The 20,959-nt window shown below is 72.7% G+C and carries 20 protein-coding genes; 5 read left to right on the top strand and 15 right to left on the bottom strand.

Annotation, left to right across the window (positions count from 1 at the left end; translation table 11 throughout):
* Positions 1-30: 30 nt before the first annotated feature.
* A complete protein-coding gene (locus FGE12_RS17210) occupies positions 31-1,380 on the bottom strand; it encodes a protease inhibitor I42 family protein (RefSeq protein ID WP_153867559.1) in 1,350 nt (449 codons plus the stop codon).
* A 240-nt stretch (positions 1,381-1,620) separates the two neighbouring features.
* Here FGE12_RS17210 and glp point away from each other — a divergent pair, with 240 nt between their 5' ends.
* The gene (gene glp / locus FGE12_RS17215; protein ID WP_153867560.1) at positions 1,621-2,856 is read left to right on the top strand and encodes a gephyrin-like molybdotransferase Glp; all 1,236 of its coding nucleotides are present in this window, start codon (positions 1,621-1,623) and stop codon (positions 2,854-2,856) included.
* Positions 2,857-2,988: 132 nt separating this feature from the next.
* Positions 2,989-3,672 carry a GTP cyclohydrolase II gene (gene ribA, locus FGE12_RS17220; protein ID WP_153867561.1) on the top strand — a complete coding sequence of 228 codons (684 nt, stop codon included), beginning with the start codon at positions 2,989-2,991 and terminating at the stop codon, positions 3,670-3,672.
* Here ribA and lipB read toward each other — a convergent pair.
* The 4 genes from lipB to lipA all read right to left on the bottom strand — a co-directional run bounded on the left by lipB (position 3,669) and on the right by lipA (position 8,480).
* Positions 3,669-4,757 (bottom strand): lipoyl(octanoyl) transferase LipB, encoded by a 1,089-nt coding sequence (gene lipB / locus FGE12_RS17225; protein WP_194797970.1) that lies wholly within the window; start codon positions 4,755-4,757, stop codon positions 3,669-3,671. The two genes, ribA and lipB, sit on opposite strands and share 4 nt — an antisense overlap.
* On the bottom strand, positions 4,754-6,082 hold the full coding sequence (locus tag FGE12_RS30370) for a ClpX C4-type zinc finger protein (RefSeq protein ID WP_228530866.1): 1,329 nt from the start codon (positions 6,080-6,082) through the stop codon (positions 4,754-4,756). The genes lipB and FGE12_RS30370 overlap by 4 nt, the downstream gene beginning before the upstream one ends.
* A 44-nt stretch (positions 6,083-6,126) precedes the next feature.
* A complete protein-coding gene (locus FGE12_RS17235; protein ID WP_153867563.1) occupies positions 6,127-7,422 on the bottom strand; it encodes a dihydrolipoamide acetyltransferase family protein in 1,296 nt (431 codons plus the stop codon).
* A gap of 128 nt (positions 7,423-7,550) precedes the next feature.
* On the bottom strand, positions 7,551-8,480 hold the full coding sequence (gene lipA, locus FGE12_RS17240; protein WP_153867564.1) for a lipoyl synthase: 930 nt from the start codon (positions 8,478-8,480) through the stop codon (positions 7,551-7,553).
* A 196-nt stretch (positions 8,481-8,676) separates the two neighbouring features.
* On the opposite strand from lipA, the gene FGE12_RS17245 reads away from it, so the two are divergent.
* A complete protein-coding gene (locus tag FGE12_RS17245; RefSeq protein WP_153867565.1) occupies positions 8,677-9,444 on the top strand; it encodes a DUF72 domain-containing protein in 768 nt (255 codons plus the stop codon).
* A gap of 81 nt (positions 9,445-9,525) precedes the next feature.
* Here the strand turns inward: FGE12_RS17245 and lpdA are convergent, their stop codons facing one another.
* Positions 9,526-10,923: a dihydrolipoyl dehydrogenase gene (gene lpdA / locus FGE12_RS17250; protein WP_194797971.1), complete on the bottom strand. Its 1,398-nt coding sequence runs from the start codon at positions 10,921-10,923 to the stop codon at positions 9,526-9,528.
* Between the two features lie 230 nt (positions 10,924-11,153).
* Here lpdA and FGE12_RS17255 point away from each other — a divergent pair, with 230 nt between their 5' ends.
* A complete protein-coding gene (locus tag FGE12_RS17255; RefSeq protein ID WP_228530868.1) occupies positions 11,154-12,182 on the top strand; it encodes a hypothetical protein in 1,029 nt (342 codons plus the stop codon).
* A gap of 54 nt (positions 12,183-12,236) precedes the next feature.
* On the opposite strand, the gene hisIE is transcribed toward FGE12_RS17255, so the two are convergent.
* The 9 genes from hisIE to hisG are packed head-to-tail and all read right to left on the bottom strand — an operon-like array spanning position 12,237 to position 19,398.
* Positions 12,237-12,842 (bottom strand): bifunctional phosphoribosyl-AMP cyclohydrolase/phosphoribosyl-ATP diphosphatase HisIE, encoded by a 606-nt coding sequence (gene hisIE / locus FGE12_RS17260; RefSeq protein ID WP_153867567.1) that lies wholly within the window; start codon positions 12,840-12,842, stop codon positions 12,237-12,239.
* Positions 12,842-13,621: a histidinol-phosphatase gene (gene hisN / locus FGE12_RS17265; RefSeq protein WP_153867568.1), complete on the bottom strand. Its 780-nt coding sequence runs from the start codon at positions 13,619-13,621 to the stop codon at positions 12,842-12,844. The genes hisIE and hisN overlap by 1 nt, the downstream gene beginning before the upstream one ends.
* The gene (gene hisF, locus FGE12_RS17270) at positions 13,618-14,382 is read right to left on the bottom strand and encodes an imidazole glycerol phosphate synthase subunit HisF (protein ID WP_370459042.1); all 765 of its coding nucleotides are present in this window, start codon (positions 14,380-14,382) and stop codon (positions 13,618-13,620) included. Before hisF ends, hisN begins: the two co-directional genes overlap by 4 nt.
* Positions 14,379-14,915 carry an imidazoleglycerol-phosphate dehydratase gene (locus FGE12_RS17275; RefSeq protein WP_153867570.1) on the bottom strand — a complete coding sequence of 179 codons (537 nt, stop codon included), beginning with the start codon at positions 14,913-14,915 and terminating at the stop codon, positions 14,379-14,381. The genes hisF and FGE12_RS17275 overlap by 4 nt, the downstream gene beginning before the upstream one ends.
* A complete protein-coding gene (locus FGE12_RS17280; RefSeq protein WP_153867571.1) occupies positions 14,912-15,622 on the bottom strand; it encodes a HisA/HisF-related TIM barrel protein in 711 nt (236 codons plus the stop codon). Before FGE12_RS17280 ends, FGE12_RS17275 begins: the two co-directional genes overlap by 4 nt.
* Positions 15,619-16,209 (bottom strand): imidazole glycerol phosphate synthase subunit HisH, encoded by a 591-nt coding sequence (hisH, locus tag FGE12_RS17285; protein ID WP_153867572.1) that lies wholly within the window; start codon positions 16,207-16,209, stop codon positions 15,619-15,621. Before hisH ends, FGE12_RS17280 begins: the two co-directional genes overlap by 4 nt.
* Positions 16,206-17,246, bottom strand: coding sequence for a histidinol-phosphate transaminase (locus tag FGE12_RS17290; protein ID WP_153867573.1), 1,041 nt, complete (start codon positions 17,244-17,246; stop codon positions 16,206-16,208). The genes hisH and FGE12_RS17290 overlap by 4 nt, the downstream gene beginning before the upstream one ends.
* Positions 17,243-18,544 (bottom strand): histidinol dehydrogenase, encoded by a 1,302-nt coding sequence (gene hisD / locus FGE12_RS17295; protein WP_194797972.1) that lies wholly within the window; start codon positions 18,542-18,544, stop codon positions 17,243-17,245. Before hisD ends, FGE12_RS17290 begins: the two co-directional genes overlap by 4 nt.
* Positions 18,541-19,398 (bottom strand): ATP phosphoribosyltransferase, encoded by an 858-nt coding sequence (gene hisG / locus FGE12_RS17300; protein WP_153867574.1) that lies wholly within the window; start codon positions 19,396-19,398, stop codon positions 18,541-18,543. The genes hisD and hisG overlap by 4 nt, the downstream gene beginning before the upstream one ends.
* A 286-nt stretch (positions 19,399-19,684) precedes the next feature.
* Here hisG and thiO point away from each other — a divergent pair, with 286 nt between their 5' ends.
* Positions 19,685-20,875 carry a glycine oxidase ThiO gene (gene thiO / locus FGE12_RS17305; protein WP_153867575.1) on the top strand — a complete coding sequence of 397 codons (1,191 nt, stop codon included), beginning with the start codon at positions 19,685-19,687 and terminating at the stop codon, positions 20,873-20,875.
* The last annotated feature ends 84 nt before the right edge of the window (positions 20,876-20,959 follow it).

Below are 20,959 nucleotides of genomic sequence, written 5' to 3' on the forward strand. Positions count from 1 at the left end.
CGCGGGCCTCGGGAGGCCCGCGCCGCGACGTCACGGCTTGACGGTGACGTTGAGCTTGAAGGTACGGTCGACCTGGCCCGGGTTGAAGGCCTTGGCGAGGAAAAACTCCACCTCGAAGGTGCCCGGGTTGCGCGGGGTGAAGAAGAACTCGCGCGAGGCCGGGGCGTTGGCGCCGCCGGACTCGAAGTTCGCCTCGCGCAGGCCCACGCGCTTGGCCGTGGTGGGCTCGATGGCCCAGGTGAAGCCGGGCTTCTCCTCGAGCCGCACGGTGAGGCCCTGGTTCAGGCGCGCCTCGGCGCTCGCCTGCTCGGTCTCGCCCTCGACGTGCGCGACCTCCATCTCGTCGCGCGAGACGGCGCGGAACTCCGCCGGACGCGGCTCGAAGTTCTCCACCTGCACGCGCCCGCCCCAGCCGGAGGTCTTGTCGATGACCCCGGTGGCCACGATGTTGTGGCCCACGAACTTGCGCATCCCCTTGGCGCCCTTGCCCTCGAGCAGGAAGGACACCTGCTGGCGGGTGCCGCCGTTGGAGACCACGAGCACGTAGTCGTCGCCGGTCATCTCCAGGCTGCCGCGCATGGAGCCGAAGCCCTTGGTGCCCGCGCCCATGCCGGGGCTGGTCACCTGCGAGAGCTCACCGGGCGAGAGGTAGCGCAGCTTCGCCTCGGTCTCCACCGGCGCGACCTCGGCCTCGGCCTCGGCCTTCTTCGCCGAGTACTTGCGCACGTCGACCGTGCCGCCGTAGTTCGTGGTCTTCTTGATGAGGCCGCTCACCGACACGCGGTGCTCCACGTACGCCGGGAACACCTCCTGGTCGGGCCCCTGCAGCAGGAAGGTGAGCTCGCGCTTGTCGCGCCCCGTCACCACCAGGTGGGGGAAGCCGTCGGTGAGCACGAGGCGGCCCTTGAGGCTGCCCTCGCCCATCACGCCGCGCCCCTGGCCGGCGGTGAGCAGCTGCTCCATCTCGCGCTTGGTGAGCGGCTCGCCCGGGGGCGGAAGCTTCGTCGCGCGCGGGCGCGGGCGCTCCACGGCGGGGGCGCGGGCCTTGCCCTTCTCGGGTGCGGCCTTGGCGGCGGGCGCCTTGGTGGCCGCTGCCTTCGCAGCGACGGGGGCCGCGGCGGACGCGCGCGCCTTCTCGGCGGCGGCCTTGATCTTCTCCATCGCGGGGGCGGAGCCGGGCTTCGGCTTCTCCACCTTCTCGGGCTTGGGCGCCGGCGCCGGTGCGGGCTTGGCAGCCGCCTTCTCGGGCGCTCCCTTCACGAGCTTCGCTGCTGCCTTGGCGACCCGTGCGGAGGCCGCCTTCAGGAGGCCGAGCTTGTCGGTCTTCTCCTTCTTCGCAGCGGGAGTCGCCTTCTTGGCCCCAGACTTGGCCTTGGCCATCGACGCTGTCTCCTTGGAAGCCCGCGCCGTGGCGACGGGGTGGCCGCTCGGTCCCCTGGGGGGACACAGGCCGTGCGATCATCAGTGCTTGTAATGACGATGAGTCAGGCTGTCAATCTAAGTCTTTAACTTCCTTGGGGGTTTGATCGCAAAAAATGCCGGTCGATACATGCCTGTAGCACCGGTCAGGATCACTTCGGGGGCGCCCCTCCCCGCGCCCCGGCTAGGCTGCCCCGCGCCATGACGCCCGCTCCCCCCGACGCCGCGCTGCTCTCCGTGGAGGAGGCCCGCGCCCGCGCACTCGCCCTGCTCCCGACGCTGCCGCCCGAGCGCGTCCCCCTGGCCGAGGCCCTGGGGCGCTGCCTCGCCGAGGACGTGGTCGCCACGCGCACCCTGCCCCCCTGGGACAACTCCGCGATGGACGGCTACGCGGTGGCGAGCTCCGCGCTGCAGGCCCCCTTCCCCGTGCGCCTGCGCGTCGTGGAGACGCTCTACGCCGGGCAGCGCGCCCAGCGCACGCCGGGCCCGGGCGAGTGCACGCGGCTGATGACCGGTGCGCCCCTGCCGCCCGGCACGGACGCGGTGGTGATGCAGGAGCGCGTCGCGGTGGAGCCCGACGGCACCGTCCTCTTCGATGCGCCCGCGCCGGCGGGGCAGTTCGTGCGCAGCGCAAGCGAGGACGCGCGCGCGGGGGAGCTGCTGCTCGCGCGCGGCACGCCGCTGGGCCTGCCCGAGCTGGGCCTGCTGCTCGCGCAGGGGCGCACGGAGGCGAGCGTCCCGCGCCGCCCCCGCGTCGCCATCCTCTCCACGGGAGACGAGCTGTGCCGCGCGGACGAGCCGCCCGGCGAGCGCATCGTGGACACCAACGGGCCGCTGCTGGCGCTCGCAGTCGCGCGGGCCGGAGGCCTTCCCACGCTGCTGGGAATTGCCCGCGACACGCTCGAGGACGTGGAGCGGGGGCTCTCGGAGGCCGAGGGCTACGACGTGGTGCTCACCAGCGCAGGCGTCTCGGTGGGGGCGCACGATCACGTGCGCGCAGCGCTCGAGCGGCGCGGCGTGCAGATGGGCTTCTGGCGGGTGGCGGTGAAGCCCGGCAAGCCGCTCGCGGTGGGCCGCAAGGGCGCGAGCGTCTACTTCGGCCTGCCCGGAAATCCCACCTCCTCCCTGGTGTCCTTCGAGCTCTTCGTGCGCCCTGCCCTGCGCCGGCTGCTCGGCTTCGAGGCCGTGGAACCGGTGCCCGTCGCGGGGCGGCTGCGGGGTGCGCTGAAGAAGCCCGCAGGGCTCGCGCACTACGTGCGGGTGCAGGCCACCTGGCGCGACGGCGCGCTGTGGGCCTCCCCCCTCCACACCCAGACCTCGGGGGCGCTGCGCTCCTCCTCGGCCGCCACCCACCTGCTGCACTTTCCCCGCGAAGCCACGGGCCTCGCCGAGGGGGCGCCGGTGGAGCTGCTTCCCCTCTCGTGGACGGCGGGATGAAACGTCCGGGCGGCCTCGTGCATCTCATGCCCAGGTCGCAGAGGAAAGTTGCTCGGGGTTGACGCATCGCCATGCTGCCTGGCAGGCATGCCACGCACCCGATTGGCCCGTACTGTCATATAGGTCCCCTCCATGTCCGATTCGCGCACGCCCCAGGTCGTCCCCCACCGCAAGCCGGTGCAGTTCATGGAGAAGTTCTCCGAGGCGGACGTGCCCACCGAGCGCGGCGTCATCCGCACCGTGGTGTTCCGCGACCGGCGCAACGGCAAGGAGCACGTGGCGCTGATCGTGGGCCAGGTGCAGGGCGAGGAGGGCGTGCCGGTGCGCGTGCACTCCGAGTGCCTCACCAGCGAGGTGTTCGGCAGCCTCAAGTGCGACTGCCGCCAGCAGTTCGACCGGGCCATGGACTTCGTCGCGCAGAACGGTCACGGCATCGTGCTCTACCTCCGCCAGGAGGGGCGCGGCATCGGGCTGGGCAACAAGATCAAGGCGTACGCGCTGCAGGCGAAGGGCGCGGACACCTACGAGGCGAACCGCCAGCTGGGCTTCCCGGACGACCTGCGCAGCTACGACGTGGCGGCCGAGATGCTGCGGCTGCTGGACGTGCGCTCGGTGGACCTCATCACCAACAACCCGCTCAAGATCGCGGGCCTGGTGGAGGAGGGCATCCCGGTGCGCCGCCGCATCCCCTCTCGCACGGTGCACAACCCGCACAACGTGGACTACCTGCGCACGAAGCGCGAGCGCACCGGCCACCTCATCGAGGTGACTTCGGACGACGCGAGCGGCGAGGGCTCCGAGAAGAAGGTCGGCTAGGGGAGCGCCGCGGCGCGCCGCACCGCCTCGCGCAGGCCCTTGAAGGGCAGGCGCTGCAGCGCCTCGGGCACCCGCAGCCACTCGAACGCCGCGTGCTCCGGGCCCGTGCGGACCTCGGCGCCCGCGGGCCAGCGCACGCAGAACGCCGTCTCCTCCACGAGCCGCGGCGGCACCTGCTCACCCAGCGCGAAGGCGTGGCGGTAGGCGAGGTCGAGCAACTGCGAGGGCTCGGGCGCGAGGCCCAGCTCCTCGTGCACCTCGCGCAGCGCCGCCTCGGCGGGTGACTCGCCGGCCTCGAGGCACCCCGTGACGATCTGCCAGAAGCCGCCGCGCTCGGGCGTGCGCTGGAGCACGAGCACCTCGGCGTCAGCGCCCCGCCCGCGCAGCACCGCCACGCTCACCGTGCGCAGGGGCGGCGGGGCGGCCGCGCGCTCGCTCTCGAAGACGCGGCAGAACTGCTCGGCGAGCACCTCCTCCACCTCGGGCACGTCCACCGCGCGGCCCAGCTCGCGCTGCAGCGAGGTGACGCCCTTCTCCTGGATGCCGCAGGGCACGATGAGGCGGAAGTGCTCGAGCTGCGTGTTCACGTTGAGCGCGAAGCCGTGCGTGGTGAGCCAGCGGGAGATGTGCACGCCGATCGCGGCGATCTTGCGAGCGCGCGGGTCCTCCTCGGTGCCGAGCCACACGCCCGGCCAGCGCACGATGGTGCCCGCCTGAAGCCCGTAGCGCGCGAGCGTGTCGATCACGCAGCGCTCCACGTCGCGCACGTAGCGGCGCACGTCCTGGCGCCCCGGCGGGAGCTTGAAGATGGGGTAGCCCACCACCTGCCCAGGCCCGTGGTACGTCACGTCGCCGCCGCGGTTCGTCTCGAAGACCTCCACCCCGGCCGCCTGCAGCTGCGCATCCGAGGCGAGGATGTTCTCGCGCTTCGCCCCGCGCCCCAGCGTGAGCACCGGCGGATGCTCGAGCAGCAGCAGCACGTCTCCCACGAGCTCCTGGGCGCGGGCGCGCGCGAACAGCGCCATCAGGTTCAGGCCGTCCTCGTACTCCACGCGGCCCAGGCGGTAGACGGTGATGGCGTTCACGCCTTGCCCTTCTTCGGGCGCTTGGCGCTCGGCGGGCGCGCGGCCTCGAGCGTCCATGTCCCCGCACACAGCCGCGAGAGCAGCGACGAGAGCACGTGGCCCGAGCCCCCGGCTGCGCGCGCGAGCGCCTCCAGGGCCTCGTCCGGGACCTGCACCTCGGGCCGGGCGGAGAGCTGCGCGCGCGCGACTTGCGCGAGCAGCGCCGCATCCGGACGCGCGAGGCACACCACCGGCCCCACGGCGGCGAGCAACCGCGGGTCCAGCGCCGTGGCCTCCGCGAGCGCGGGCGCTGCGAAGACCGGGAGCGCCAGTCCCTCCTCGTACAGGGTGAGCAGCGGCTTCGGCGCGTCCGCTCGCGCGGAGAGCAGCACGCTGTGCGCGGAGAGCGACCCGAGCCACGAGGCCAGCGCCCCCTGCTCCTCGGCGGGCAGCCGGTCCACGTCCTCGAGCACGAGCGCGCGCCCGAGCGGAGGCAGCGTGCGCTGCGCCGGCTCTCCACGCACTGCGCGCCCGTCCGCCACGAGCGCGCTCACCCAGACACTCTTGCCCGAGCCCTCGGGCCCCAGCAGCAGCGTGCAGGAGGGAGGCCCGGCGAGCGCGCGCTCGAGCAGCGCCTGCGCACCCTCCTGCCCCACCAGCTGCAGCGTGGGCGCGCTGCGCTCCAGCGCGCGCCCGGTGCCCGGCGCGGGCGCGGGCCCCCCGAGCATCCCGGAGGACTCTCCCGTGCAGCCCGCGCAGATGAAGGCCCCGGCGGGACCGGCCACCAGTGCGCCCACCTCGGTGTGCGGACGGCAGCAGAAGGAGCACCAGGCCTCGAGCGCAGGGTCCGCCCGGGTGGGCCCGCGCTCCACCATCCGGCGCGCACGCCCCGAGGGCACGGCCTCCTCGGCCTCGGGATCCGGCAGCAGCGTGGCAGCGCTCTCCACCGCGCGCTCCAGCGCTGCGGCGTCCAGCGTCTCGTCGGCCGCGGCGGCCGCGAGCGAGAGCGCCTCGAGGGTCTGCTGCGCCAGCAGCTCCGCCTCGCGCGCGCGGCGCTGCTCCTGCAGCTCGCTCAAGGAGTGCACGCGGGCCTGCGGCGGCTCACCGGGCTCGAATCGGGTCTCGCCGTCCGGCTCGGCCTCGAGCCGCTCCAGGGCCTCGGCCACGTCGCCACGCGTGCCGTCCAGCCGCAGCGCCTGGCGGAGCATCTGCAGGGCGCGCCGGCGGTTGCCCGCCTCGCGGTACTGCCGGGCTGCGAGCTGCAACAGCTCGATGGCTCCGGGGACGTCGCCCCGGAGCTCTGCCGCCTGGGCGGCGCGGATCGTCTCGCGAACGTCTTCGGCCATGGTGCCAGCCTACCTCCGCGCGAGGCCCTCCGCTGGCGCCCTGCTCAGGCCAGCTCGAGGAAGAGCAGCTCGGGCTTCTCCAGGTACTTGATGACCTCGTAGCAGAACTCCGCGCCCACCGAGCCGTCGATGACGCGGTGATCGAAGGACACCGAGAGGTTCATCATCTCGCGCACCACCACCTGGTCGTCCTTCACCATGGGGCGCTTGCGCATGCGGTGCACGCCGAGGATGCCCACCTCGGGGTGGTTGATGATGGGGGTGGCGAAGAGGCCGCCGGTCTGACCCAGCGAGGTGATGGTGAAGGTGCCGCCGGTGAGCTCCTCCATCTTCAGCTTGCGGTCGCGCGCTGCGTCCGCGAGGCGCTGGATCTCCTGCGCCAGCTCCCGGATGCTCTTGCGGTCCGCGTCGTGCACCACCGCCACGGTGAGGCCGTCCGGCGTGCTCACCGCGAAGCCGATGTTGTACTGGCCGCGCACCACCAGCTCCTGCGTGGCCTCGTCGAAGTTCGCGTTGAGGTGCGGGAACTTCTTGAGCGCCGCGATGGTGGCCTTGGTGATGAAGGGCAGGAAGGACAGCTTCGTCTTGTCGCCCGAGGCCGCGAGCATCTCGTTGAGCTTCTTGCGCATCGCGACGAGCTCCGTCGCGTCCGTCTCCTCCACGAAGGTGAAGTGCGGCATCAGCGTCTTCGAGCGCACCATCTTCTCGGCGATCTTCTTGCGCAGGCCCTTGAGCGGGATGCGCTGATCGCCCTGGGTGTGGCCCAGCGGCGCAGGGGCCGCGGGCTTCGCGGCGGCCGGCGCCACCACCTGGTTCGCGGCGACCTTGTTCGCGCCGCCTCCGCCCTCGAGCGCCGCCATCACGTCCGCCTTCGTCACGCGGCCCTGCGGCCCCGAGCCGGAGATCTCGGCGAGGTTCAGCCCGTGCTCGCGCGCCATGCGGCGGGTGACGGGGGTGGCGAGCACCTTCGTGTCCGAGGCGGCGCCGTTGCCCGCCTCGCCCTTCGCGGCCATGGCCGGAGCGGCGGCAGCGGCAGGAGCGGCGGCCGCGGCGGGGGCCGCATGCGCGCCGTGACCTGCGGCCTGCGCGGGCACCGCGCCCTCGGTCTCGAAGACCGCGAGCAGCTGGTGCACCTTGGCCATGTCACCCTCCTTGCCGTGCACGGAGACGACCTTGCCGCGGGTGGGGCTGGGCACGGTGACGGTGGCCTTGTCGGTCATCACCTCGCAGAGGACGTCGTCCTCCTTCACCAGGTCACCCGGCTTGACGTTCCACTTGACGATCTCGCCCTCCATCACGCCTTCGCCGAGGTCGGGGAGCTTGAATTCAAAGGTCGCCATGTTCAGGTCTTTCCGTTGAGGCAGGTTCGGGTTTGGATTCTGGGGCCCGCAGATAATGCGGCTGGCGCGCAAAGGGAACCCTGCAGTGGCGTCGCGTCACCCGATGGACGGCAGCCGCGCGGCGGGGCTCAGGCGCTGCGCTCGGCGCGCTCGCGGTCCATGAGGCCCTTCATGAAGAACTCGGCGGCGCGGTAGCTCGAGCGCACCAGCGGGCCACTCGCCACGTAGAGGAAGCCGAAGGACTCGGCGAGCTTCTTGTAGTCCTCGAACTGCTGCGGCGTGACGAAGCGCTGCACGCGCAGGTGGTACTGGCTGGGCTGCAGGTACTGCCCCAGGGTGAGCACGTCCACGCCCACCTCGCGCAGGTCCTTGAAGGCCTGCTCCAGCTCGGCGTCCGTCTCGCCCAGGCCCACCATGATGGAGCTCTTGGTGTAGAGCCCCTCGGGGCGCTTCTTGAGGTAGTCCAGCACGCGCAGCGACTGGCGGTAGGTGGCGCGGCGGTCGCGCACCGTGGGGGTGAGGCGCTCCACGGTTTCCAGGTTGTGCGCCACCACGTGGGGGCGCGCGTGGGCGACCGTGTCCAGGTCCTTCTCCACGCCCTTGAAGTCCGGGATGAGCACCTCGACCACCGTCTTGGGGCTCTGGCGGCGCAGCTCGGTGATGGCGAGCGCGAAGTGGCTCGCGCCGCCGTCCGGGCGGTCGTCGCGGTTCACCGAGGTGACCACGATGTACTCGAGGTCCATCTCCTTCACCGCCTCGGCGAGGTGGATGGGCTCCATCGGGTCCAGCGGCGGGGGCGCGCCCACCTTCACGTGGCAGAAGCGGCAGGCGCGCGTGCACACCTCACCCATCAGCATCACGGTGGCGGTGCCGCCGCCCCAGCACTCGGCGATGTTCGGGCAGCGCGCCTCCTCGCACACGGTGGCGAGCTTCGTGCGCTTCACGATGCCCTTCACCCGTTCGTAGCCCTCGCCGTGCGGCAGGCGCACCTTGAGCCACTCGGGCTTGCGGGTGGTGTCGCTGACCTGGGGGAGCGGGAAGCGGTCGGGGGTCGCCATGAGTCGCGGGCCTTCTAGGGGCGGGGTGGAACGGGGGTCAAGGGAGAAGCCCTGACGCAAGGCGTCAGCTCCGGGCCTCCCCCGGGGAGCCCTCTCCCTTTAACGCAGCCGGAGCGGCCTGGCAGGCCCGCCGGGGTGCGAATTTCCCGGGCGCTCCCGGCGGCAAGAAGGCCGGCTCATCCCCATCCTTCCGGCCATGGGCGTGGTTCACCTGGGGACGAGCGGCTACGTGTACCGGCACTGGCGGGGGGACTTCTACCCGGCCGACCTGGCGACCGGGCGGTGGCTCCCCTACTACGCGCGGGTGTTCCACACGGTGGAGCTCAACGCGACATTCTACCGGCTGCCCACGCCGGAGGCCGTGGAGGGCTGGCGCCGCCAGGTGCCGCGCGGCTTCCGCTTCGCCGCGAAGGGCAGCCGCTTCCTCACGCACATGAAGCGCCTGCTCGAGACGGGCGAGGGCCTCTCCCGCTTCTACGGGCTGGTGCGCGGGCTGGGCCCCGCGCTGGGGCCCGTGCTCTGGCAGCTGCCGCCGCAGATGACGAAGCCGGACCCGGGGAGGCTCGAGAACTTCCTCGCGCACCTGCCCCCGGACCTGGCGTCCGCCTTCGAGTTCCGCCACGCGGCCTGGTACCGCGAGGACATCCTGCGCTTGCTGGACGCGCACGGCGCCGCGGTGGTGGAGCACGACCTGCTCGACGTCCGCCCGCCCCGCACCACCGGGCGCTTTCGCTACGTGCGCTTCCACGGCGCCACCGAGAAGTACCGCAGCGGCTACGGGCGGCGGATGCTCGCGCCCTACGCGCGAGACCTCGCCGCCTGGCGCGACGCGGGCGGCGAGGCCTGGGTGTACTTCAACAACGACCTGGGCGGCCATGCCCCGCGCGATGCGCTGGAGCTCGCGGACCTCATGGGCGAGGCGGTGGACGTGCCCGAGGCCGAGCTGCCCGCGGCGCCGCACTGAGGCCGTGCGCCCTGCGAAATGACAGAGGCCGCCCGGAGCAGCGCTCCAGACGGCCTCTCCCTCACACGCGAGCCGCGGGGCTCAGATGTGGATGGGGTGACCCAGGGTCGCCTCGGCGCCCTCCTTGATGATCTCGGAGAGCGTGGGGTGCGCGTGCATGGTGTTGGCGAGCTCCTCGGTGGTGATCTCGAGGCGCAGCGCGACGCAGGCCTCGGCGAGCAGCTCCGTGGCGTGCGGGCCGACCAGGTGCACGCCGAGCACCTCGTCGTACTTCTTGTCGGACACGACCTTGATCATGCCGGCGGCCTCATTGGAGATGGAGGCCTTGGTGATGGCGCTGAAGGGGAAGATGGCGGCCTTCACGTCGTAGCCGCGCTCCTTCGCCTTCTTCTCGGTGAGGCCCACGGACGCGACCTCGGGGTAGCAGTAGGTCGCGGACGGGGTGAGATCGTAGTTCACCGGGTGCGGGTTCTTGCCCGCGATGTGCTCCACCGCCACCACGCCCTCGGCGCTGCCCACGTGGGCGAGCATGGGGCTGGGGACCACGTCGCCGATCGCGTACACGTTCGGCTCGGTGGTGCGCATCATCGCGTCGGTCTTGATGAAGCCCTTCTCGGTCTTGATGTTGGTCTTCTCGAGGCCGATGTCCTCGGTGACCGGCGCGCGGCCCACGGCGGACAGGAGGATCTCGGCCTCCAGCGTGCGGGTCTCGGAGCCCACGGTCATGGTCACGCGCACACCCTTGCCGGTGTCCTCGACCTTCTCCACCTTCGCGCCGGTGTGGATGTCGATCTTGCGCTTCTTGAAGGCCTTCTCCAGCTCCTTCGAGGCGTCGATGTCCTCGATGGGCAGCAGGTTGGGCATGTACTCCACGATGGCCGTCTTGCTGCCCACGTGGTTGAACACCGAGGCGAACTCGCAGCCCACCGCGCCCGCGCCGAGCACGATGATGCTCTCGGGGACCTTCTGGATCTCCAGGATGGAGTCGCTGCTGAGCACGCGCTTGTGATCGATCGGCACGTTGGGCAGCGCGCGCACGACCGAGCCGGTCGCGATGATGATGTTCTTGGTGTCGAGGGTCTGCTTGGCGCCGCCCTCGCCGGTCACCTCGACCTTGCCCTTGCCGGCGATGCGGCCCTGGCCCTTCACCACCGTGACCTTGTTCTTCTTCATCAGGTAGTCGATGCCGTTGGCACCCTTGGTGACCACCTTGTCCTTGTGCTTGAGCGCGTTGGTCCAGTTCACCACGGGCTTGGACACGTCGATGCCGAAGTCGGCGGCCTCGAGCACGTGGTGGAACAGCTCCGCCGTCCAGAGCAGCGACTTGGTGGGGATGCAGCCGCGGTGGAGGCAGGTGCCGCCGAGGCGCTTGTCGCGCTCGACGATCGCGGTCTTGAGACCCAGCTGACCCGCGCGGATGGCCGCCACGTAGCCGGCGGGGCCGGAGCCGATGATCACGACGTCGAAAGTCTCAGCCACAAGTGCCTCCAGTGAGGAAAGATTCGCGGCGGGCTGATAACCCTCTGTCCGGATTGGAATCAAGGAGATTGCACTTGAGGCGTTTCCCGCTCCGAACGTTGCTGCTCATGCTCGCTGCCCTGGTCGTGTTCGGCCGCCTGTGGTGCGTCGCCCATTCTCCGGACACCTCGCCCGCAGAGACCCGGCGCTCCCCGCCCTCTTCCGGGTCCGCCGCGAGTCCACCCGGTGAGATGCCCCCGCCGCCCGGACGGAGCGCGGACGCAGGCCCGGCCACCGCAACCGCCTGCCGGACGGCCGACCAGGCGCTGGAGGCCGCGCTGAAGGCCCCGCAGGACGCTGCCGCGCTCGCCCAGGCCCGCAGCGTGGTGCAGACCTGCCCCACCCTCTCTCCCCGCGCCTGCGAGCTGGGCCCCGCACTCGATGCGCGCGAGCCCCTGCACGCGGGGGCCGAGCCTGGACCGCTGCGCGACGTGCTGGCCACCCTGTGCGAGCGCTGCCCTGCCGAGGGGCATCCCTGCGCGGGCCTCTTCCTGAAGGGGCTGCAGCAGCTGGAGGACTCGGACCCCGCGGCCACGCGGTGGAACCTCGAGCACGCGGGGGCCGCGAGCCGCGTCGCCTGCGAGGCGCTCGCGCGCGACCTCGTGGTCCCCGCGGCGAGCGCGTCCGAGAAGCCTTCCGACGCGGCGCGGCGCGCCTTCGGGACGCTGGTGCCGGTGTGCCTCCGCCACGACGTCATCCCTCCCGCGCTCCTGCACGCGGCAGTGCTCAACCGCCGCCTCACGCCGGGCGCGGCACCTCCGAAGGAAGATCTCTTCGAGCGCGCACTCGCCAGCGGCGCGCCCCCCGCGCTGACGAAGATCGTACCGGACCAGGTGAAGGGCGCCGAGGCGGGGGCGCACGCCTTCGACGGCAAGGAGCGCAGCGGCGTGGACCTGGGCAACGGTCACTTCGGGCGCTGGGAGGCGGACGGCGCGTTGCGCGCCCAGTTCACGAAGCCGCTGCAGTGGCTCGGCGCCGTGCGCGTGCGGGCGAGCGGACCGGGCACGCTGCGGGCGATCGTCCGGCTCTCGGACGTGGGGCTCGAGGACCCGGAGCGCAAGACGCGCTTCGTAAACCCCACGGTGTGCCGCTTCCAGGGCAACGGAAGCTGGGAGGAGTGCCGGCTGCCCTTGCCCTTGAGCAACGTGGAGGCGGTAAGCGTGTTCCCAGAGCGCGAGCGGATCACGCTGAACGAGGTGGAGATTCTCGGCGTGCGCTGAGCGGACATCCCTCACCCCGCCCCTTTCCCAGAGGGAGAGGGAGGACGCGGTGGCCTACTTCGCGCTTCTCTTGGCGAGAACGCCACGGATGGCATTCAAGTCTACGCCCAGCGGGCGCACCGCGACGAGCAGGTGGTAGAGCAGATCCGCCGCCTCCTCCGCCGCGCGCTCGCGGTCCCCGTCCGCGCAGGCCGTGACGAGCTCGGCGGCCTCCTCGCCGATCTTCTTCAGGCGCAGGTTCCGGTCGTCGAGCAGCCTGCGCGTGTAGCTCGGCTTCTCTCCGGCCGCGGGCGGCTGCGCCGCGCGCTGTGCAATCGTGGCGTCGAGCGCAGCGAGGGCCTCGGTGGGGCCTGCATCGAAGCAGGAGACGGCGCCCGTGTGGCACGCAGGCCCGGCCTTTACTACGCGGGCGAGCACCGCATCGCGGTCGCAGTCCGGGGTGAGCGAGACCACGCGCTGGGTGTTGCCGCTGGTCGCTCCCTTGTGCCACAGCCCGCGCGTGCGCGAGCGGTAGTGCATCTCGCCCGTCGCGAGCGTGCGCTCCAGGGCCTCGCGGTCCGCGTGCGCGACCATGAGCAGCTCGCCCGACTGCGCGTCCTGGGTCACCACCGTGACGAGCCCGTTGGCCTTCTCGAAGTTCAGCGAGGCGACATCCAGCATCACGTGTCCCTCACCGCGCCGAGCAGCGTGCGCACCGGCACGTCCAGCGCCCCGTTGGTGGCGATGGCATTGCCGCCGAAGGAGGTGCGCGTGCCGGTCCAGTCGGTGAAGACGCCGCCCGCCTCCTCGACGATGGGCTGCAGCGCGGCCGCGTCCCAGGGGGAGAGGATCTCGTCCACCATCACCTCAGCGCGCCCCGTGGCGAGCAGCAGGTAGCCGTAGCAGTCGCCCCACGTGCGGGTCATCCCCACCTTCGCGCTGAGCGCGCGCCAGGCGCGGCCGCGGTCGGGGTACGCGAGGAAGCGCTCGTCCGTGGCGAGGATGACGGCGCGCGAGAGGTCCGCCTCCGACGATACGCGCGTGGGCCGGTCGTTCCAGAAGCAGCCCTGCCCGGGCGCCGCCACCAGCAGCTCGCCCACCGCGGGGAAGTAGGCGCAGCCGGCGAGGATGCGCTCGCCCTCGGCCACGGCCACCAGCGTGCCCCACAGCGGCACGCCGCGCACGAAGGTGCGGGTGCCGTCGATGGGGTCGAGGATCCACCGGCGGCGCGCCGTCTTGCGCACCTCGCCGAACTCCTCGCCGAGGATGCCGTCGTCGGGGAAGCGCGCCTCGATCCAGTCGCGCGCCGTCTGCTCCGCGGTGCGGTCCGCCACCGTCACCGGCGAGCCGTCACCCTTGGACTCCACCTCGATGCGCTCGCGGAAGAAGCCGAGCGCCACGTCACCGGCCTTGCGCGCCACCTCGGCCGCGGCCTCCATCAGTCCCTGTGCCGACGTCATGTCCCGCTCCTCACCGCGAGGCCGCTCTTCACGAGCAGGCCCTTGATGTCATCCACCGTGGTCACGGCGTCGTGGAGGATGCCCGCCACCAGCGCCGCGTCCGCCCTGCCCTCCTGCAGCGCCGCCCGCACGTGCTCGGCGCTGCCCGCTCCCCCCGAGGCGATGACCGGCACGCTCACCGCGTCCGCCACCGCCTGGGTCAGGGCGAGGTCATACCCCGAGCGCGCCCCGTCGCGGTCGATGCTGGTGAGCAGCACCTCCCCCGCCCCGCGCCGCACGCACTCGCGCGCCCACGCCACCGCGTCCAGGTCCGTGGGCGTCTTGCCACCGCGGGTGTAGACGCGCCAGCGGTCTCCCTCGCGGCGCGCGTCGATGCTCGCCACCACGCACTGGCTTCCGAAGCGCTCGGCGCAGGCCGTGAGCAGCGCGGGGTTGGTCACCGCGGCCGAGTTGATGCTCACCTTGTCCGCCCCTGCCCGCAGCGCGCGCCCCACGTCGTCCACGGTGCGCACGCCGCCGCCCACGGTGAGCGGGATGAAGAGGCGCTCGGCCGTCTGGCGCACCAGGTCCAGCAGCGTGCTGCGCTCCTCCTCGCTCGCGGAGATGTCCAGGAAGGTGATCTCGTCCGCCCCTTCCTTCTCGTAGCGCGCGGCGAGGGCGACGGGGTCACCCACGTCTCGCAGGCCCTCGAACTTCACGCCCTTCACCACGCGTCCGCCCTTCACGTCGAGGCAGACGATGAGCCGCCGCGTCAGCATCACTTCACCTCCAGGGCGACCGCACCCTTGGTGCTGAACACCGTGCCCGAGTCCACCATCGCGTCGCGCAGCGCGAGCGCGAGCGCCTTGAAGGCGGCCTCGGTGAGGTGGTGGCTGTCCTTGCCGCGCAGCACGCGCAGGTGGCAGGTGAGCTTCGCGTGCTCGCAGAAGCTGCGCATCCAGTGCTCGTAGAGCCGGTTCTTCAGGGGCCCGCGGTAGTAGAAGCGGCCGCAGGTATCCACCACCGCCTGCACCAGCGCGTCGTCCATGGGCAGGGTGCGCTCGCCGAAGCGCGCGGCCGTGGGCGGGATGACCGCGTACACGGCCGTGCCCAGGGTGATGGCCACGTCCTCCATGATGTGGTGGGTGAGGTCTCCACGCGCGTGCAGCGTGAGATCCAACCCCGCGTAGCGCGCGAAGGTCGCGAGCATGTGATCGAAGAACTTGAGCCCGGTGTCCACCTTCGCCCGGCCCTCCCCGCGCGCGAGCTCCACGCGAACCTGGGTCTCCTTCGTCTCCCGCACCACCGTCTTCATGCGAACTCCTGCGCGACCGCGCGCGCGTCCAGCGTTCCCGTGTACAGCGCCATGCCCACCACCGCGCCGTAGGCGCCGACGCGCGCGAGCGCCCGCAGGTCCTCCAGCGTGGTCACCCCGCCGGAGGCGTAGAGCCGGTGCTGGCTGCGGCGCACCACCTCCTCCATCAGCGCGAGGTCCACCCCACCGAGCTGCCCCTCCTTGTGCACCGCCGTGACCAGCAGCCCCGCGATGGGCAGGGGCGCCAGGGCCGCGAGCACGTCCGCGATGTCGCGCGCGCTGCCGCTGGCCCAGCCGCGCGTCACCACCTCGCGCCCCTTCACGTCCGCCGCGACCACCAGCTTGTTGGGGAAGCGGTCCGCCACGTCCGCGAGCCACGCCGCATCCTCGATGGCGCGCGTCCCCACGACGACGCGCCCGGCGCCCTGCGCGAGCAGCGCCTCGATGCGCTCCTCCTCGCGCACGCCGCCGCCCACGGTGAAGGTGAGGCCGGGCTGGGAGAGGAGCTGCGCGACGACGCCCGCGTTCGTGCCGCGGCCGGTCGCCGCATCCAGGTCCACGACGTGGAAGGTGGTGAAGCCCAGGTCGCGCCACTGCTGCAGCGCTGCGAGCGGGTCGGGTAGGCGCACGCGCTCGGCGTCGTAGGCGCCGCCCACGAGCTGCACGCAGGCGCCGTCGCGCAGGTCGATGGCAGGGATGGCGATCATGAGCGCACCTCGCGCAGGAAGGACTGCAGGAAGCGCACGCCCGCGGACGAGCTCTTCTCCGGGTGGAACTGCACGCCGAGCAGCTTCCCGCGCCGCACCACTGCCGGGAAGCGGTCTCCCTCGTACTCGGTCCACGCCCTCACCTCACCCTCGTCGTCGGGCCGGCAGGCGTAGCTGTTCGCGTAGTAGACGCTCTCGAGCCCGGTGGTCGCTGCGCCCTGCGCCGCCTCCACCGAGTTCCACCCGATGTGCGGCACCCGCCGCGAGGTGAGGCGGGTCACGGGCCCGCGAAACAGGCCCAGGCCTGCTCCCTCTCCCTCGTCGCTGCGCTCGAACATCAGCTGCATGCCGAGGCAGATGCCGAGGCAGGGCAGCCCCTGCGCCACGGCCTCGCGCATTGCCTCGCGCCCGGGCGCGAGTCGCGCCGCCGCCGCGCCGAAGGCGCCCACGCCGGGCAGCACGAGCAAGTCCGTGTCCAGCGCGCGCAGCGGATCCTCCTGCACCCGCAGCTCCACGCCGTCCGCCGAGAGCGCCTTGGCGAGTGAGTGCAGGTTGCCTGCGCCGTAGTCGAAGAGCGTGACCCTCATCCCCGTGCCTCCTGCAGCGCCTTCAGCGCCGCCTCCATCAGTGGCCAGGGCCCGCACCCGATGCGCAGCGCATCGCCGATGCCGGTCAGTCCCTGGAAAGCCCTCACGTTCACGCCCCGCTCACGCATGCGCCGCGCGACCTCCGGCGCACCCGGCAGCGGGACGAAGGCGAAGTTCGCCTCGGAGCGCAGCGGCCGCAGCCCCTGGCGCACGAGCTCTGCCGCGAGCCGCTCGCGCACCTCCACGGCCTCGGCCGCCCGCGCGCGCACCCACTCGAGGTCCTCGGTGAGCGCGGCCTCGGCCATGCGCTCGGCGACGCTGGAGATCTTGTAGGGCCCGCGCGCCTTCTCCACTTCGCTCACGAGCTCGGGCGCACCCACCGCGTAGCCCACCCGCATCCCCGCGAGCCCGAAGGCCTTGGAGAGCGTGCGGGTGACGAGCACGTTGCGCCGCGTGCGGGCCGCCTCGAGGTAGCTCTCGCGCGCGAACTCCGCGTAGGCCTCGTCGAGCAGCACGATCCCGGGCGCCTCGTTCAGCACGCGCTCCACGGCCGCGCGCGAGGCGACGGTGCCGGTGGGGTTGTTCGGCGTGCACAGGTAGAGGACCTTCGCGCGCGTCGCGAGCAGCCCCTCCGCGTCGATGTCTCCCTCGCGCGTGAGCGGCACCGGGACCGCCTGGATGCCGTTCACCTTCGCGAAGATGGGCATCATCACGAAGGTGGGGTCCGGGAAGGCGAGCCGCTCGCCCTCCCCCACGAAGGCGCGCAGGGTGCAGTCGATGACGTCGTCCGAGCCGCAGCCGGTCACCACCTGCTCCGGTGCGCAGCCCGCGTACGCAGCGATGGCCGCCTTGAGCGCGCCGCCGTAGAGCGAGGGGTAGCGGGTGACGCGGCCCGCGACCGCCTCGCGCAGCGCGCGCTCCGCGGCCGGGGGCACCCCGAACAGGTTGGTGTTGTCGCTCAGGTCGATGGGACACTCGGGGCCCTTGGAGGGGGCGTAGAGCGGGATGTCCCGGTACGAGGGGCGGGCGAGCGTCATGACATCCTCCAGGCGCGGGCGGCCGCGGCGTGCGCGGGCAGGCCCTCGCTGTCCGCGAGCCGGCCCACGTCCTCCGAGAGCCGCGCCGCCGCAGAGCGCTCCACCTGCTGCCAGGTGGTCCAGCGGTAGAAGTCGAGCACCGAGAGCCCGGAGTAGCTGCGCGCGAGGCCCGCCGTGGGCAGGGTGTGGTTCGCCCCGGTCATGTAGTCGCCGAAGGCCACCGAGGCGCTCTCGCCGAGGAACACGGTGCCGGCGTTGCGCACCTGCGCGAGCTGCGCGCGAGGGTCGGCCGTGGCGATGAGCAGGTGCTCGGGCGCGAAGTCCGCGACGAAGGGCCAGGCCTCCTCGAGCGAGGCGACGCTGAGCACCGCGCCGCGCTCGGAGAGACTGCTCGCCACGATCTCCCGGCGCTGCGCACGGGGCGCCTCGCGCTCGAGCGCCTGAGCGATGCGCGCGGCCGCATCCGCCCCCACCGCGAGCGTCACGCAGCACGCGTCTGGATCGTGCTCCGCCTGGGCGAGCATCTCGCGCGCCACGGCCTCAGGGTCCGCGCTCCCGTCCGCCACGACGAGGATCTCGCTGGGGCCGGCCGGAGCATCGATCCCCACCGCCCCCACCACGAGCAGCTTCGCGGCGGCCACGTAGGCGTTGCCCGGCCCCACGATGCGGTCCACCCGCGGCACGCTCTGGGTCCCGTACGCGAGCGCGGCCACCGCCCCCGCGCCGCCGAGCGCGAACACGCGGTCCGCGCCTGCGAGCGCCGCGGCCGCGAGCACGCCCTGCGCCGGGAGCCCGTCCGGACCAGGAGGCGAGCACACCACCACCTCCCCCACCCCGGCGACCTTCGCGGGCACCACGCCCATGAGCACGCTGCTCGGGTACACGGCGCGGCCGCCGGGCGCATACACGCCCACGCGCCCGAGGGGATCCGGGCGGCGGCCCACACGCACGCCGTCCTCGGTCTCCACCTCCACCGGCTGCGGGCGCTGCGCCGCGTGGGCGCGGGCGATGTTGCGCGCCGCGCGCTCCAGGGCGCTGCGCACGCCGGGGTCGAGCGACTCGAGCGCGCGGCGGCACGCCTCGCGCGGGACCTCGAGCGCCTTCAGCTGCACGCGGTCCAGCTCGAGCGCGAGCGCGAAGAGGCCCGCATCTCCCTCCGCGCGCACGCGGGCGATGATGGCGGCGGCGCGGGCGCTCACCCCGGTATCCAGGGCGCCCGTGCGCTCGAGCAGGCGCGCGCGTTCGTCCTTTCCGAGGGCCGAGAGCGGCCCGGTGTAGCGAAGGACGGGCGCGCTCACGGGATGAGCCTCTCGATGCGGGTGACGAGGATGCCCTCGCAGCCGATGGCCTTGAGCGCGGTGGTGGTTCGGTAGATGGAGCTCGCCGAGACCACGGCGTGCACCGCGACGTGGTTTCCGCCGTTGAGGATGTCCACCACCGTGGGACCGTTGAGGCCGGGCAGCACCTCGCGCACGCGCGGCAGCATGTCGCGGGTGCAGTTGGCCATCAGGTAGCGCTTGCCGCGCGCGCGCAGCACGGAGCCCAGCGCCATGGTGAGCTCGTCGAGCTGGCGGGCCGTCTCGGCGTCGCGCCCCGGGCGGGCGATGAGCCGCGCGCTGGACTGGATGACGGTGTCCACCTCGCGCAGGCCGTTCATCTTCAGGGTGGAGCCGGTGGAGGTGAGGTCCACCACGATGTCCGCGATGCCCAGGTGGGGGGCAATCTCCGCGGCGCCCGAGACCGGCACCACCACCACCCGCTTTCCCTGCGCCGCGAAGTAGCGCTCGGTGAGGCGGGGGAAGCAGGTGGCCACGCGCACGCCGTCGCGCACGTCGTCCAGCTGCTCCACTCCGCTCTCCTCGCGCGCGGCGACCACGAGCCGGCAGCGGCCGAACTCGAGGTCCATGAGCAGGTCCAGCTCGCGACCGGCCTCGTTCACCAGATCCCATCCCGTGACGCCTGCCGCCGCGGCGCCGTCCGCCACGAACTCGGGGATGTCCTGGGCTCGCACGAAGATGGCTTCGAACTCGCCGCCGAGGCTCGCGGTGAGGGCGCGCTCGCCGCGGGCGCGCACCTCGAGCCCGGCGTCGTTGAACAGCTCGCGGACCTCTTCGGCGAGCCGGCCTTTGTTGGGGAGGGCGATCTTCAGCATGGGTGGCTTCCGGGTGCGGCGGGTGGGGAGAACGCCAAAACGAAAAGAGCCCGTCCTGGGGGGACGGGCTCTCGGTCACTGCGGCAGGCTTTCCGGGTGGTGCGTCTGTGGCGTCAGTCACCCATGGCATGCGCGCGGCGAGCGGACCCGTCGGGGCCGTGCCGATGATGCGCATGATGGTGATGAGCGGTGGAGAGACGCACGGAGCCAGTCCTAACGCCGCCCAGGGCCCGCCGTCAACCTGCGCTTGAAATGCACGCGGCAGCGGAGCAGAAGCCCGGGTCATATGAGCGAGTCCAGCGCGCGCAAGGGACAAGACAAGGGCCCAGACGTCATCGTCATCGGCGGAGGCCTGATGGGCTGCGGCATCGCGCTGCGCCTGTGCCAGGCGGGCGCGCGGGTGACGGTGCTCGAGCGCTCCATCCCCGGCGCGGAGGCCTCGAGCGCGGCGGCCGGCATCCTCGCCCCGCAGATGGAGTCCGAGGGGCCCGGCCCCTTCCTCGAGCTGTGCCTGCGCAGCCGCGCGCTCTACCCCGCCTTCGCCCAGGAGCTGCTGGAGCTCACGGGGGTGAACGTGGCGTACCTGCCCAGCGGCGTGCTGCACACGGCCTTCGACGAGGGGCGCCTGCACCACCTGGAGGCGACGGTGGCCTGGCAGCGCGCGCTCGGCCTGCGCGCGGAGCTGCTCACGGGTGAGGAGGCGCGCGCGCTGGAGCCTGCGCTCGCGCCGGAGGTGCTCGCCGCAGCGCACTTCCCCGACGATCACCAGGTGGACAACCGCCTGCTGGTGCGCGCGCTGACGATGGCGGCCGCGCGCGCCGGGGCGCAGTTCCGCAGCGGCTACGTGCGCGGCATCCTCGAGGAGGGCGGCCGCGCGGTGGGCGTGGACCTGGACGGCGAGCCCTTGCGCGCGGACGCGGTGGTGGTGGCCGCGGGCTCCTGGTCGGGGCTCGTGCAGGGGCTGCCCCTGGACCCGCGCACGGTGCGCCCCATGCGCGGGCAGATGCTGCAGCTGCAGACGCGCTTGCCGCTCATGCGCCACATCCTCGTCTCGCCCGAGGGCTACCTCGTGCCGCGCGCCGACGGGCGCGTCATCGCGGGCAGCACCATGGAGTTCGCGGGCTTCGACAAGCAGGTCACGGCGGAGGGGCTCGCGCGCATCCTCGCGCTGGCGCTGCGCCTGTGCCCGCAGCTCGCGAGCGCCGCGGTGGACTCGAGCTGGGCAGGCTTCCGCCCCTACACCGAGGACCACCTGCCGCTGCTGGGCCCCGGCCCCCTGCCCGGCCTCTTCCTCGCCACGGGCCACTTCCGCAACGGCATCCTCCTCACCCCCATCACCGCGAAGCTCGTGGCGCAGGCAGTGATGGGCGAGCGGACCAGCGTGGACCTCGCGCCCTTCCGCTACGACCGCCCGGCAGTGCGCCCGCCTGCCCGCTCGGCCGCTGCGGGGAGCCCGACCGAGGGTGCGGGGGGCTGAGGCGGCCCCGACCCGGGCGCCTGCCCGTCCAGCGTCAGCGGACAGTGCGCAGGAAAGCGGGGGCCCCAAGTGGCAAAGGTGTAC

Source organism: Aggregicoccus sp. 17bor-14, from assembly GCF_009659535.1.
GTDB lineage: Bacteria > Myxococcota > Myxococcia > Myxococcales > Myxococcaceae > Aggregicoccus.

What these genes read in the sequence shown, in the direction of transcription:
- FGE12_RS17210 (WP_153867559.1), bottom strand. Translation starts at nt 1,380, where the DNA reads ATGGCCAAGGCCAAGTCTGGGGCCAAGAAGGCGACTCCCGCTGCGAAG.
- FGE12_RS17290 (WP_153867573.1), bottom strand. Translation starts at nt 17,246, where the DNA reads ATGACGCTCGCCCGCCCCTCGTACCGGGACATCCCGCTCTACGCCCCC.
- glp (WP_153867560.1), top strand. Translation starts at nt 1,621, where the DNA reads ATGACGCCCGCTCCCCCCGACGCCGCGCTGCTCTCCGTGGAGGAGGCC.
- lipA (WP_153867564.1), bottom strand. Translation starts at nt 8,480, where the DNA reads ATGGCGACCCCCGACCGCTTCCCGCTCCCCCAGGTCAGCGACACCACC.
- FGE12_RS17235 (WP_153867563.1), bottom strand. Translation starts at nt 7,422, where the DNA reads ATGGCGACCTTTGAATTCAAGCTCCCCGACCTCGGCGAAGGCGTGATG.
- FGE12_RS17255 (WP_228530868.1), top strand. Translation starts at nt 11,154, where the DNA reads ATGCCCCCGCCGCCCGGACGGAGCGCGGACGCAGGCCCGGCCACCGCA.
- FGE12_RS17245 (WP_153867565.1), top strand. Translation starts at nt 8,677, where the DNA reads ATGGGCGTGGTTCACCTGGGGACGAGCGGCTACGTGTACCGGCACTGG.
- hisH (WP_153867572.1), bottom strand. Translation starts at nt 16,209, where the DNA reads ATGAGGGTCACGCTCTTCGACTACGGCGCAGGCAACCTGCACTCACTC.
- hisN (WP_153867568.1), bottom strand. Translation starts at nt 13,621, where the DNA reads ATGACGTCGGCACAGGGACTGATGGAGGCCGCGGCCGAGGTGGCGCGC.
- FGE12_RS17275 (WP_153867570.1), bottom strand. Translation starts at nt 14,915, where the DNA reads ATGAAGACGGTGGTGCGGGAGACGAAGGAGACCCAGGTTCGCGTGGAG.
- hisG (WP_153867574.1), bottom strand. Translation starts at nt 19,398, where the DNA reads ATGCTGAAGATCGCCCTCCCCAACAAAGGCCGGCTCGCCGAAGAGGTC.
- FGE12_RS30370 (WP_228530866.1), bottom strand. Translation starts at nt 6,082, where the DNA reads ATGGCCGAAGACGTTCGCGAGACGATCCGCGCCGCCCAGGCGGCAGAG.
- thiO (WP_153867575.1), top strand. Translation starts at nt 19,685, where the DNA reads ATGAGCGAGTCCAGCGCGCGCAAGGGACAAGACAAGGGCCCAGACGTC.
- ribA (WP_153867561.1), top strand. Translation starts at nt 2,989, where the DNA reads ATGTCCGATTCGCGCACGCCCCAGGTCGTCCCCCACCGCAAGCCGGTG.
- hisIE (WP_153867567.1), bottom strand. Translation starts at nt 12,842, where the DNA reads ATGCTGGATGTCGCCTCGCTGAACTTCGAGAAGGCCAACGGGCTCGTC.
- FGE12_RS17280 (WP_153867571.1), bottom strand. Translation starts at nt 15,622, where the DNA reads ATGATCGCCATCCCTGCCATCGACCTGCGCGACGGCGCCTGCGTGCAG.